The organism is Bradyrhizobium lablabi, assembly GCF_018129385.1.
Classification (GTDB): Bacteria; Pseudomonadota; Alphaproteobacteria; order Rhizobiales; family Xanthobacteraceae; genus Bradyrhizobium; species Bradyrhizobium lablabi_C.
Genome location: NZ_JAFCLN010000018.1, coordinates 85,794 through 98,559 on the forward strand (window position 1 = coordinate 85,794; position 12,766 = coordinate 98,559).

Genomic DNA, 12,766 nt, shown 5'->3' on the forward strand with positions numbered 1-12,766 from the left:
GTCGATGCCCCGGGCATGACGGAGAACGAGAGAACAGTAGATGGTAAGTTCCGCCAACACGCCGCGGCGCACGCTGCTTCTGACCGGAGCCAGCCGCGGCATCGGCCATGCCACCGTCATCCGCTTCTCCTCGGCGGGCTGGCGCGTCATCACCTGCTCGCGGCACGCCTTCCCCGAGGACTGCCCGTGGGACGCGGGGCCTGAGGATCATATCCAGGTCGATCTCGCCGACCACGACGATACGACGCGTGCGATTTCGGAAATCCGCCGCCGGCTCGAAGGCGGCGTGCTGCATGCGCTGGTCAACAACGCCGCGATCTCGCCCAAGGCGCCGGGCGGCAAGCGGCTCGGCAGCGTCGACACCGACCTCGACACCTGGACGCATGTGTTCGCGGTCAACTTCTTTGCGCCGATCATGATCGCACGCGGCCTGATCGAGGAACTGAAGGCGGCCAAAGGCTCGGTGGTGAACGTCACCTCGATCGCCGGCTCGCGCGTGCATCCCTTCGCGGGCGCGGCCTATGCGACGTCGAAAGCCGCGCTCGCCTCCCTGACGCGCGAGATGGCGTCCGACTTCGGCCGCGTCGGCGTGCGCGTCAACGCGATCGCGCCGGGCGAGATCGACACCTCGATCCTGTCGCCGGGCACGGAGAAGATCGTCGACCAGCAGATCCCGATGCATCGCCTCGGCACGCCGGATGAGGTCGCAAAGATCATCTATGTGCTGTGCACGGAAACGTCATCATATGTGAACGGCGCCGAAATTCACATCAACGGCGGCCAGCACGTATGATGTGACCGCCGCCGTCGCCCCCGCGGCGCCCCCCGGCCCATTGAAGGAATCCCCCCTCGAGATGGGACGTTTCGCTACCACCGTTGCGCTGTACGAAGAATTGCGGCCGCCCTATCCGCCCGCTTTCTTCCGCCGCGTCGCTGAGCAACTCGGCTTCCGGAGCGAGCACGCGCTGATCGACCTCGGGACCGGCCCCGGCCTGCTGGCGCTCGGCTTTGCCCCCTATGTCGGCCGCATCGTCGGCGTCGATCCCGAGCCCGCGATGATCGCCGCCGCGAGCGCAGCGGCGGTGCGGGCTTCGCGAAGCCTCACCCTGATCGAGGGCAAGGCCGAAGAGTTGCCTGCCGATATCGGCAGTTTCGACGTCGTCACGGTCGGGCGGGCGCTGCACTGGATGGAGCGCGATGCCACGCTCGCGCTGTTCGAGCGGCTGGTCGCGCCCGAAGGCGTCATCCTCGTATGCTCCTCCCATACCGCAGCCGACGGACGTAACCCGTGGCTCGACGAATACAACAAGGCCCGGCACGCCTGGTCGCAGGAACGCTTGTGGTCGGAGTCGAGCAGCGGCGCGCGAACCCATCGGGACCTTGCCGCCTTCTTTCGCGGCACGCGATTCCAACTCGCAGACCCGGTCGCGGTCGAGGCCAGCCAGGAGATCAGCGTGACCGACCTGGCGCGGCGCGTGCTGACGTTCTCATCGTCCTCGCCCGGGGTGCTCGGAGACAAGGCATCGGCGATGCTTGATGATGTCGCGCAGCGCCTGCTTCCCTCGAGCCGCAACGGCGTCATCACGGAGGTGTTCGTGGCGTCGGCGCAGGTGGCACGACGATAGGCAGCGCGGCGGCGAATGGACCCGCATGCCGCATGGATCGCAATCCGCAAATCCGTCCCCGAGATGCCGCGCAATGCGCGGCCCTCACAATGACGCCAGTACGCGGCTGCTCAAACCAGCCCGCGCAGGATTTGAGCGGCCTGCCAGCGCAGGCTCACCGTATCGACCGTGCGCACGCTGAAATTGAACGCGCTGGAGCATTCGTCTTCGTTCTCGCCGTCGAGCAAAGCCGCGCCGCAGTGCCGGCAAATCCGCGCCGACATGGCCGGCATCCTTTCGGCAGCGCCGCGGCCCTTTTGAAAGCGCGCGAAGTCGATGACGTTGCGCTCTGAAGTTATGACTTTCTGAACCATTGTTGTCCTCGCGGCCTGAGGCAGGTTTTATGACAGAAAGTTTTCGCTCAAACGTTCAGCGCACCGCTCAAATTTTAGCGGAGGAATTGCGGCGGACGGAACCGCCGGCTACGCCTTTTCATCAACGCATTTCACCGGATTTTTGACGCGTTGGGACAACAATTCTGTCGCGTTGATGCCGCGGCTATGAATGCTTTCTGGAAGATGGTTGCCCGGCGCATCGGTTTCGGACAACACACTGTTAAGCGTGCCCTACAGCCACTTCTTCCACCTGAAGACGAAGTACGGCACCACCGCCGCCGCCAGCATCATCACCAGCGCCATCGGATAGCCGTGCGCCCAATCCAGCTCGGGCATCCGCTTGAAGTTCATGCCGTAGATCGAGGCGATCAGGGTCGGCGGCATCAGCACCACGGCCATCACCGAGAACAGCTTGATGATGTTGTTCTGCTCGAGATTAACCACGCCGAGCATGGCGTCCAGCACGAAGGTGATCTTGTTCGAGAGATAGGAGGCGTGGTCGGTGAGCGAGGCCACGTCGCGCTGCATGGTCTTGAGTTGCTCGCGCATGTCCTTGGACCATTTGACGCCTTCCATCACGGCCGACATGAAGGTGACGAGACGGCCGATCGAGACCAGGCTCTCACGGACTTTCGAGGTCAGGTCGCCCTTGCGCCCGATCGCGATCAGGATCTGCGAATATCGTTTGGCCTGGCCGTGGCGCTCGCTCTCGGGCTCGAAGATGTCGTGCGAGACGGTGTCGATCTCCGCGCCGACCCGTTCCAGAATGTCGGCGCAGCGGTCGATCACCGCGTCCAGCAATTCCATCAGCACCATCTCGCCGGTAATGCTCGGCGAACAGGAGCGCGCCAGCTTGTGCTCGACCAGCGCAAAGGGCTTTGGATCGTCGTAGCGCACGGTCACCAGCCGATGGCCGGCCAGGATGAAGGTGACCGCCGTGGTCTTGGGCATGTCGGTGTCGGACTGGCACATCAGCGTCGCCGTCATGTAGCGGGCGCTGTTCTCGATATAGAGGCGGCTGGAAATCTCGATTTCCTGCATCTCGTCCCTGGTCGGGACCGCGATTCCCGCCAGCCGTTCGACCGCCCTGTCCTCCTCCGGGCTCGGCTTGACGAGGTCGATCCAGACCGCGTTTTCCGGCAGCGCGGCGAGATCGGCGGCGACCGCCTTTTTGAGGGAAAAATCGGAGGGGACGTACACGGAAAACATGGGCAACTCCGGCAGGGGTACTCAGGCACTCTTGGTGGGCGCCCCTCGGGCACCCAACCCGACTTAGCGCGATTCTGGCAAGCGCTTCATGACGGTTAACCGCCGGTCCACCATTATGGCGACCGAATGGCGACACGGTGGCCCCGGTTCGGCGAGCCGTGGCCGCTTTGCACAAAAATCAGCCCCCGGGCGGCCGCGCTGCGGCAGAAAGGACACAGGCGGCCGTTTGCAGCACAGGACAAGTCCCTAAGTTCTGGAATTATGGCGGCTATCGGGGATAATGCGCTTAATGAATTTGTGGCGTTTGCAGCGCATCCTTGGCGCATGCAATGCAGGCTTTTGATTGGAACTGAACATGTCGTCGCTGATGACAAGATTGGGAATCCTGGTTGCCGGCCTGATGCTCTCGGGCTGCATGCAGACCGCGACCTACCAGGCCGCTCCGGAGAGTTCGCTCAAACCGGCCGACAAGGCGCAACTCGCGAAGGCGAAATACGCCAAGGTCGTCAACGAGCCGTTCCGCCGTGCGATCGTCGACTATCACCGCAAGGAGCTGCCCGGCTCCATCGTGGTCGATTCCGACAACCATTACCTCTATCTGGTGCAGGACGGCGGCAAGGCGATCCGCTACGGCATCACGGTCGGTGAGGAAGCGCTGGCCTTCTCCGGCATCGCCAAGGTCGGCAACATGGCGGAATGGCCGAAATGGACGCCGACCGCCGACATCCATAAGCGAATCGAAGGCCTGCCGGCCTCGGTGCCCGGCGGCGTCGACAACCCGCTCGGCGCCCGCGCGCTCTACCTCTATCAGGGCGGCCGCGACACCCTGTTCCGCATCCACGGCACCAACCAGCCGGAATATATCGGCGCGTCGATCTCCTCGGGCTGCATCCGCATGACCAACGAGGACGTCATCGACCTCTATAGCCGCGTGAAGGTCGGCACGATCGTGGTCGTGCTCGATCCCAAGCACGGCGACTCGCCCTACAATTCGAAGATGGCGCTCGGCAATACCGGCATGCCGCAGGTGCAATAGCGCGCTTCGGCGCCTCATAACGGAATCAGGAACGCCGGCTCTGCCGGCGTTTTTCTTTGTGCGGATGGCTAACGCTCTTTGCGCGGAGAGCTAACGCTTGCCGGCATCCCCCTGCGACAAAAAGGCCACAGCCAGCGTGCTGCGGCACAGGGTGGTCGACCAATCACTGGGAATTGTCAGCAACCTGGGCGATAATCGGTTTAAAGATTCCGTTGCGTTTCAAGCGCTCATATTGTCGCAGCGGACGTAAATCTTGACCGGAAGTGTGCAATGTCGTCGCTCAAAACAAGACTGGGAATCCTGGCTGCGGGCCTGATGCTCTCGGGCTGCATGCAGGCCACCACCTGGGAGGCGACCAACACCGCCAATTTCAAGCCCCGCGACAAGGAGATGCTGGCAAAGGTCACCTACGCCAAGGTGCCGGTCGCCGAGCCGTTCCGCCGCGCGATCGTCGACTATCACCGCAAGGAATTGCCCGGCTCCATCGTGGTCGATTCCGACAACCACTACCTCTATCTCGTGCAGAAGGACGGCAAGGCGATCCGCTACGGCATCACCGTGGGCGAGGAAGCCATGGCCTGGTCCGGCATCGCCAAGGTCGGCAGCAAGACCGAGTGGCCGGCCTGGCATCCGACCAAGAGCGAGATTTCGCGGCTCGGCGTGCCGACCTATGTGCCGCCGGGTCCTGACAATCCGATGGGCTCGCGCGCGCTCTATCTGTATTCGGGCGGCAAGGACACGCTGTTCCGGATTCACGGCACCAACCAGCCGGAATATATCGGCGCCTCGATCTCCTCGGGCTGCATCCGCATGACCAATGAGGACGTCATCGACCTCTACGATCGTGTTGGCGTCGGCACCGTCGTGGTGGTGCTCGCCCCCAAGGCGGGCGACTCGCCCTTCAATTCGCAGATGGCGCTACAGGGCGGCAGCAGCGGCCCGATGATCCAATAGCGCGGCACAGAGGCGCGAACAGACGAAAAGCGCCAGCCTTAGCGGCGCTTTTTTGTTGCCTGCTTCTTTGTTTTCTTGGGCTCAGGCTTGGCCGGCTCCGGCTTGGCCTCGTCGTCCTCCTCATCGCTGGACTTGGCTTTCACCTTGCCGTCCGATTTCTCCGCGACCTCGCGCGGCGGCGCTTCCTCGGGCCGGACGGCCGGCATCAGCGGCGCCACCTGCGGCAGCGGATCCCACACATCCCATTGGCAGATGCGATAATTGTTGCGCCGCTCCATCACGTCGAGATGAACGTGGTCCTCGTGGTAGCCGTCCGAGCCCGGTCCGAGCACGGTCGAAAAGCGCGTGCAGGCCGAATGCAGCACGCTTTCGCGCACCTCCCGCGCCACCGTGCGATCGGTCAGCGAGATCGAGCGGCCGTTCGCCAGCTTGAAGGCGCGCACGTCGAGCGCATTGGCGCGGCCGTGCTCCGACAACAGCGCACCGGCGACACGGTTGCGGCCACGGCATTCGTACGAATCGAAATTGTCGAGCTCGCTGATCGGGCTGCCGACCTTTGCGGTGAGCGGCGCGATGTCGGCACGGATCCATTCGGCGATCGCGGTCGCCATCTTGCAGCGGAGGATGGCCGCCGGTTTCACCGGCACTTGGCGCTTGTCCGGCAGCACGATCGCCTCCAGCCGCACCAGATCCTCACCGCCGCACCCACCGGGACCCTTGATGTCGGGAATGCTGGGCGCGATCGCGATCTGATCCGTCAGCGCCAGCCGGCAGGCCGACGGCTGCGGCGCGGGGGCGGCCTGCTCGGCCGGCTTGTCGGCATCTTTCTTGTCGGCGTCCTTCTTGTCGGCATCCTTGGCGGCCGGCTTTTCGGCCTCCTTTTTCTCCGGCTGCGCGGACGGCGCCTCCGCCGGGCGCGGGCGCGGCAACGGAACTGCGGCGCGGTGATGCTGGGTCCCGCGCAGCTTTGGCGGCCTTCCTCCGAACAGGTCGCCCCAGATGTCATGGCTCGCCTTGCGCGCCAAAGCGGGGGTTGCCGGCGCAGCCAGCAGCACGACAACGGTAACCATTGCCGCCGCGGCGCGGCCAAAGCGGCCAAAAGGCCATTTCGGGCTTGATTTCTCCGCGCTAAAGTTCATGACAATTCCAAGCCTTACCGCCAGACCGCGCGGAAATCGGCGGGGCAACAACATAACGTCCAGGAGGAGCTTTCGGATGCGTGGTTTGATGCAAGATTGGCCTTTGCTGTGCCACCGGATTATCGAGCACGCGGCCAAGTATCATGGCACACAGGAAGTCGTCACCCGCTCGGTCGAAGGTCCCATCGTCCGGACCAATTATGCCGAAATTCACAAGCGCGCGCTGAAAGTTTCGCAGATGCTGCAACGCGACGGCATCAAGCTCGGCGACCGCGTCGCCACCATCGCCTGGAACACCGCCCGCCATCTCGAATGCTGGTACGGCATCATGGGCATCGGCGCGATCTGCCACACCGTCAATCCGCGCCTGTTCCCGGAACAAATCGCTTGGATCGTCAACCACGCCGAGGATCGCGTGGTGATGACCGATATCACCTTCGTGCCGCTGCTGGAGAAGCTCGCCGACAAGCTGCCCAGCGTCGAGCGCTTCATCGTACTGACCGACAAGGCGCACATGCCGCAGACCACGCTGAAGAACGCGGTCGCCTATGAGGAATGGCTTGCGCAGGCCGACGGCAACTTCGAATGGCAGGACTTTGACGAGAATACCGCGGCCGCCATGTGCTACACCTCGGGCACCACGGGCGACCCGAAGGGCGTGCTCTATTCGCACCGTTCGAACGTGCTGCACTCCTTCATGGCCAACTCAAAGGACGCGCTCGGCACCTCCGCGAGCGATGTCATGCTGCCGGTGGTGCCGCTGTTCCACGCCAATAGCTGGGGCATTGCGTTCTCCGCGCCCGCGATGGGCACCAAGCTGGTGATGCCCGGCATGAAGCTCGACGGCGCCTCCGTGTATGAGCTGCTCGACACCGAGAAGGTGACGCACACCGCCGGCGTGCCGACGGTGTGGCTGATGCTGCTCAACCACATGGCGGCGAACAATCTGAAACTGCCGCTGCTCGAATTCGTGGTCTGCGGCGGCTCGGCGATGCCGCGCTCCATGATCAAGGCGTTCGTCGACATGGGCGTGACCGTGCGCCATGCCTGGGGCATGACCGAGATGAGCCCGCTCGGCACGCTGGCGGCGCTCAAGCCGCCGTTCGCCGAGCTCGCCGGCGAGGAACAGCTCGACATCCTGCAAACCCAGGGTTTCCCGCCCTACGGCGTGCAGATGAAGATCACCGACGATGCCGGCAAGGAGCTGCCGTGGGACGGCAAGACTTTTGGCCGGCTCAAGGTGTCCGGCCCCGCGGTGGCCAAGGCCTATTTCAAGGTCGACATGGATATCCTCGACGAGGACGGCTATTTCGACACCGGCGACGTCGCCACCATCGACCCGCACGGCTACATGCGGATCACCGATCGCTCCAAGGACGTGATCAAGTCGGGCGGCGAGTGGATTTCCTCGATCGATCTGGAAAACCTCGCGGTCGGCCACCCCGCCGTGGCGGAAGCCGCCGTAATCGGCGTCTATCATCCCAAATGGGACGAGCGTCCGCTCTTGATCGTGCAGCTCAAGCAGGGCCAGAGCGCCACGCGCGAGGAGATCCTGAAATTCATGGACGGCAAGATCGCCAAATGGTGGATGCCCGACGACGTCGCCTTCGTCGAAGGCATCCCGCACACCGCCACCGGCAAGATTTTGAAGACGGCGCTGCGCGATCAGTTCAAGAGCTACCGTTTCCCGAACGCCGCGGCTTAAAGAGTCTTTCCAAACAATCCGCGCAAACTCCGTGAGGAGCTTGCGCGGATTTTGCTTTATTGGCTGCTCACTCCCAGTTCAACGCGCCGCCGTTCTGGTATTCGATCACGCGCGTCTCGAAAAAGTTCTTTTCCTTCTTCAAGTCCATCGCCTCCGACATCCACGGGAATGGATTTTCCGTTTCCGCAAATACCGGCGCTAAGCCAAGCTGGGCGCAGCGGCGGTTGGCGATGAAATGCATGTAGGTCTCGCACAGCGCAGCATTCAGGCCGAGGAAACCGCGCGGCATGGTGTCCCGGCCATAGGCCGCTTCCAGTTCGGCCGCCTCGCGCACCATGGCGCGGATTTCATCCTGGAACGACCTGGTCCATAGATGCGGATTCTCGATCTTGATCTGGTTGATGACGTCGATGCCGAAATTGAGGTGAATGGATTCATCGCGCAGGATGTACTGGTACTGCTCGGCGATCCCCACCATCTTGTTGCGCCGGCCGAGCGAGAGGATTTGCGCGAATCCTGTGTAGAACCACATGCCCTCGAAGATGACATAGAAGGCGACGAGATCGCGCAGGAAGGCCTGATCAGCCTCCGGCGTGCCGGTCTTGAAGTCGGGATCGTCGAGGTGCTGCGTATGCTTGAGCGCCCACGCCGCCTTGTCGGTGATGGAAGGCACCTCGCGGTACATGTTGAACAGCTCGCCCTCATCCAAGCCAAGGCTTTCGACGATGTACTGGAAGGTATGGGTATGCACGGCTTCCTCGAATGCCTGCCGCAAGAGATATTGCCGGCATTCCGGATTGGTGAGGTGGCGGTAGATTGCCAGCACAATGTTGTTGGCGACGAGGCTTTCGGACGCGGCGAAGAAGCCGAGGTTGCGCTTGATGGCGCGGCGTTCGTCCTCGGTGAGGCCGTCGCGCGACTTCCAGAGCGCGATGTCGGCCTGCATGGAGACCTCGGTCGGCATCCAGTGATTGTTGCAGCCGGCGAGGTATTTTTCCCAGGCCCATTTGTATTTCAGCGGCAGCAATTGGTTGACGTCGGCGCGACAGTTGATCATGCGCTTTTCGTCCACCGACACCCGGCCGCCGCGGCGGTCGATGGTGCCGAGGCCGGTCGCTTCGGCAGGTGACGCGATTGGCTTCGCGGCAATTGCCGACGGCGGCAGCGGGCGAACGGGCGCGGAAGGTTCGGACCAGTCGAGCATGTTGATATCCCCTCCCCCGCTTACTGGCACGCTTCGCAATCGGGATTGTCGATCGAGCACGCGATCGCGCCGGACAGGTCAGGCGCCGGCGACATCAGTACGGCCGAAGACACCGCGTTGAGCTTGCCGTCGGTTCCCTTCAGCGTCGATTTCTCGACATGGGTCGCGCTGCGCGAGCGCAGGTAATAGGTCGTCTTCAGCCCGCGCGACCAGGCGAGGCGATAGAGCGCGTCCAGCTTCTTGCCGGAAGGGTTGGCGATGTAGAGGTTGAGCGACTGCGCCTGGTCGATCCATTTCTGACGCCGCGCCGCGGCCTCGATCAGCCAGGCGCTGTCGATCTCGAAGGCGGTGGCATAGAGCGCCTTGAGATCGTCGGGGATGCGATCGATGGCCCCGACACTGCCGTCGAAATATTTGAGGTCGTTGACCATCACCTCGTCCCACAAGCCGCGCGCCTTGAGGTCGCGGACCAGATGCTCGTTGACCACGGTGAAATCGCCGGACATGTTCGACTTGACGTAGAGGTTCTGATAGGCGGGCTCGATCGATTGCGCGACGCCGCAAATGTTAGAGATGGTCGCGGTCGGCGCGATCGCCATCACGTTGGAATTGCGCATGCCGACTGAGCGAACGCGTTCGCGCAAGCCAATCCAGTCCCGCGACACGCTACGATCCATCTCCATGCTGCCGCGTTCCCTGGCGAGCAGTTCAATCGAATCGACTGGCAAGATACCCTGGCTCCACAGCGAGCCCTCGAACGAGGGATAGCGCCCGCGCTCGGCCGCAAGATCGACCGAGGCTGAGATCGCGTACCAGGAGATCGCCTCCATGCTGGTGTCGGCAAAGGCAACCGCGGCATCGGAGGCCACCGCAATACGCAACAGGTGCAATGCGTCCTGAAAACCCATCAGGCCGAGACCGACGGGGCGATGCCGCAGGTTCGAACGGCGCGCTTCCGGGATGGTGTAGAAATTGATGTCGATGACGTTGTCGAGCATGCGCATCGCAATCGTCACCGTCTTCTTCAGCCGCGCCTCGTTCAGTCCGCCGTCCTGGATGTGGTTGGCGAGGTTGACCGAGCCGAGATTGCAGACCGCCGTTTCATCGTCCGACGTGTTGAGCGTGATCTCGGTGCAGAGGTTCGAGGAGTGGATGACGCCGGCATGGCGCTGAGGCGAGCGGATGTTGCAGGGATCCTTGAAGGTGATCCAGGGGTGCCCGGTCTCGAACAGCATGGTCAGCATCTTGCGCCAGAGGTCGACGGCGCGAACCTGCTTGAACACGCGGATCTCGCCGCGCGCGGCCCTGGCTTCATAGAAGGCGTAGCGCTCGGCAAAGGCCTTGCCGTAGAGATCGTGCAAATCAGGCGTCTCGTCCGGCGAGAACAGCGTCCAGTCGCCATCCGCCTCGACGCGTTGCATGAACAGGTCGGGCACCCAGTTCGCGGTGTTCATGTCGTGGGTGCGGCGGCGGTCGTCGCCGGTATTCTTCCGCAGGTCCAGAAATTCCTCGATATCGACATGCCAGGTCTCCAGATAGGCGCACACCGCGCCCTTGCGCTTGCCGCCCTGGTTGACAGCGATCGCGGTATCGTTGGCGACTTTCAGGAACGGCACTACGCCCTGGCTTTCGCCATTGGTGCCCTTGATGTGCGCGCCAAGCCCGCGCACGCGCGTCCAGTCATTGCCGAGCCCGCCGGAATATTTGGCCAGCAGCGCGTTGTCCTTGATCGACTTGAAGATGCCGTCGAGGTCGTCGGCGATCGTCGTCAGGAAGCAGGATGATAGCTGCGGCCGCAGCGTGCCGGAATTGAACAGCGTCGGCGTGGAGGCCATGAAGTCGAAAGAGGACAAGAGATCATAGAACTCGATCGCGCGCCCCTCGCGGTCGATCTCGCGCATCGCGAGCCCCATCGCGACGCGCATGAAAAAGGCCTGCGGCAGTTCGATCCGGTTGCCGGCGACATGCAGGAAGTAGCGGTCATACAGCGTCTGGAGCCCGAGGAACTGGAACGACAAATCGCGCTCGGGTTTCAGCGCGGCGGCAAGCCGCTTGAGGTCGAAACGGCCGAGCTCGGGGTCGAGCAATTCGGCGCCGATGCCCGTCCTGATATAGGCCGGAAAAAATTCGGCGTAGCGCACGGCCATGTCGGCTTGTGAGGCGCTGGCCGGCGTGCCATCCACATAGGACAGCACTTCGGTGCGCAGCTTGTCGAGCAGGAGGCGCGCGCTGACATAGACGTAATTCGGCTCCTGCTCCACCAGCGTGCGCGCGGCCATCACGGAGGCGAGCGCCAGTTCGTCCTGGCTGATGCCGTCATAGATGTTGCGGTGGGTTTCCGCGATCACCGGCGCCGCATCGACGCCGTCGAGGCCGGCACAGGCTTCGCCTGTTATCAGCGCCAGCCGCGCGCTGTCGAGCCGTGTCCTGGCGCCGTTCGGCAGCGTCACATGAATGATTGGCTCATTCGACGGCGCGGCCGATTTCGCCGCTGCCTGTTCGTGGCGCTGCCGGGAGCGCTCCTCACGGTACAGCACATACGCGCGGGCCACCTTGTGGTGCTCGCTGCGCATCAGCGCCAGTTCGACCTGATCCTGCACGTCCTCGATGTGAAAGGTGCGCCCCTCGCTGACGCGGCGTGACAAGGCGTTCACGACGTCAGCAGTCAATTGCTCGACGATCTCGTGCACGCGGCGCGACGCCGCCGCCGTGTGCCCTTCGACCGCCAGGAACGCCTTGGTCATCGCGACCGAAATCTTGCCGGCGTCGAAACGCGACACCGTGCCGTTGCGCCTGATGACCTGCATCGGCGGCTGCGCTTCCGCCGCAGCGAGCGACTCGCTGCGCAACTGGATGATCGCTGCCGGCCTGGTTTCGCGTTCGAGAGAAAGTGACATCTGAGGACCCCGTGATGTTGTTGGGGCCGGATGCCGAAGGCGACGCTGCATGAGATGCCGGCGCAAGTTACCGGCACAGGTCTGCGAGCGACCGCCGGGACACCCCGCCCGTGGACGTGTTTTCGGTGTCGCGGCAGGTCTCCTGGCTCGCAGGTCGCCGTCACTCCCTTGTCTTCCCAACGCGGTACCCGCGTCAGTGACGTAAAGTCGGGAGCAACTCACTGCTTACAGTTGCGGGGGCAGCGCCGGATTCGCCGCGCGGAACCGCGCGATTCACCGGCTTCCCTCTTAGCCACCAAATCTGGGATTTGCTGGAACCGTGACGCCTACATGTGGTGCTATTCGCGACCGACTGTCAATGGCCGGACAGCGCCATCTTCATAATTTCGGTTCGGGCTGTGCAAAGCTGTGAAAAATCGGTGGCGTCTCAGTTTGAAATTTCATCGGCGATCAGCTTCTTGCAAGGACTACATCCCGCGGCGACCACACGTGCATGAGTTAAATGAAGCAGGGCTCCGTGAGTGTAGTTCGCGACGGCGGCATCTTGAGTCCATAGTGGCCATAACGAAAATGCTGCACGGCTTCCCTGACGCGCCTCCGGATAGATTTTTACGAAGTAAGTT

Annotated in this window: 10 protein-coding genes and 1 riboswitch; of the genes, 5 read left to right on the plus strand and 5 right to left on the minus strand. The window is 63.1% G+C overall.

What is annotated here, in order from left to right; translation table 11 throughout:
- Nucleotides 1-40: 40 nt before the first annotated feature.
- Nucleotides 41-793, plus strand: coding sequence for an SDR family NAD(P)-dependent oxidoreductase (locus JQ628_RS27115; RefSeq protein WP_212227319.1), 753 nt, complete (start codon nt 41-43; stop codon nt 791-793).
- A 61-nt stretch (nt 794-854) separates the two neighbouring features.
- Nucleotides 855-1,625, plus strand: a complete 771-nt coding sequence (locus tag JQ628_RS27120; protein ID WP_212227321.1) for a class I SAM-dependent methyltransferase — start codon at nt 855-857, stop codon at nt 1,623-1,625.
- 110 nt (nt 1,626-1,735) lie between these two features.
- Here JQ628_RS27120 and JQ628_RS27125 read toward each other — a convergent pair whose 3' ends face one another.
- Nucleotides 1,736-1,978 (minus strand): hypothetical protein, encoded by a 243-nt coding sequence (locus tag JQ628_RS27125; RefSeq protein ID WP_212227323.1) that lies wholly within the window; start codon nt 1,976-1,978, stop codon nt 1,736-1,738.
- 252 nt (nt 1,979-2,230) lie between these two features.
- Nucleotides 2,231-3,208 carry a magnesium transporter CorA family protein gene (locus tag JQ628_RS27130; RefSeq protein ID WP_212227324.1) on the minus strand — a complete coding sequence of 326 codons (978 nt, stop codon included), beginning with the start codon at nt 3,206-3,208 and terminating at the stop codon, nt 2,231-2,233.
- 355 nt (nt 3,209-3,563) lie between these two features.
- Between JQ628_RS27130 and JQ628_RS27135 the strand changes: the two genes are divergently transcribed.
- Both JQ628_RS27135 and JQ628_RS27140 read left to right on the plus strand, forming a co-directional pair.
- Nucleotides 3,564-4,244 (plus strand): L,D-transpeptidase, encoded by a 681-nt coding sequence (locus JQ628_RS27135; protein ID WP_212227326.1) that lies wholly within the window; start codon nt 3,564-3,566, stop codon nt 4,242-4,244.
- Between the two features lie 270 nt (nt 4,245-4,514).
- Nucleotides 4,515-5,198, plus strand: coding sequence for a L,D-transpeptidase (locus tag JQ628_RS27140; RefSeq protein ID WP_212227328.1), 684 nt, complete (start codon nt 4,515-4,517; stop codon nt 5,196-5,198).
- Nucleotides 5,199-5,236: 38 nt separating this feature from the next.
- Here JQ628_RS27140 and JQ628_RS27145 read toward each other — a convergent pair whose 3' ends face one another.
- Nucleotides 5,237-6,337, minus strand: a complete 1,101-nt coding sequence (locus tag JQ628_RS27145; RefSeq protein WP_212227335.1) for an extensin family protein — start codon at nt 6,335-6,337, stop codon at nt 5,237-5,239.
- 76 nt (nt 6,338-6,413) lie between these two features.
- Between JQ628_RS27145 and JQ628_RS27150 the strand changes: the two genes are divergently transcribed.
- Nucleotides 6,414-8,042 (plus strand): fatty-acid--CoA ligase, encoded by a 1,629-nt coding sequence (locus JQ628_RS27150; RefSeq protein WP_212227337.1) that lies wholly within the window; start codon nt 6,414-6,416, stop codon nt 8,040-8,042.
- A gap of 67 nt (nt 8,043-8,109) precedes the next feature.
- Here the strand turns inward: JQ628_RS27150 and JQ628_RS27155 are convergent, their stop codons facing one another.
- Together JQ628_RS27155 and JQ628_RS27160 are read right to left on the minus strand one after the other, a co-directional pair.
- Complete coding sequence (locus JQ628_RS27155; RefSeq protein WP_212227339.1) at nt 8,110-9,246, minus strand: ribonucleotide-diphosphate reductase subunit beta; 1,137 nt, start codon at nt 9,244-9,246, stop codon at nt 8,110-8,112.
- A 20-nt stretch (nt 9,247-9,266) separates the two neighbouring features.
- Nucleotides 9,267-12,143, minus strand: coding sequence for a ribonucleoside-diphosphate reductase subunit alpha (locus JQ628_RS27160; protein ID WP_212227341.1), 2,877 nt, complete (start codon nt 12,141-12,143; stop codon nt 9,267-9,269).
- A 115-nt stretch (nt 12,144-12,258) separates the two neighbouring features.
- A riboswitch (cobalamin riboswitch) is annotated at nt 12,259-12,480 on the minus strand.
- Nucleotides 12,481-12,766: the final 286 nt, after the last annotated feature.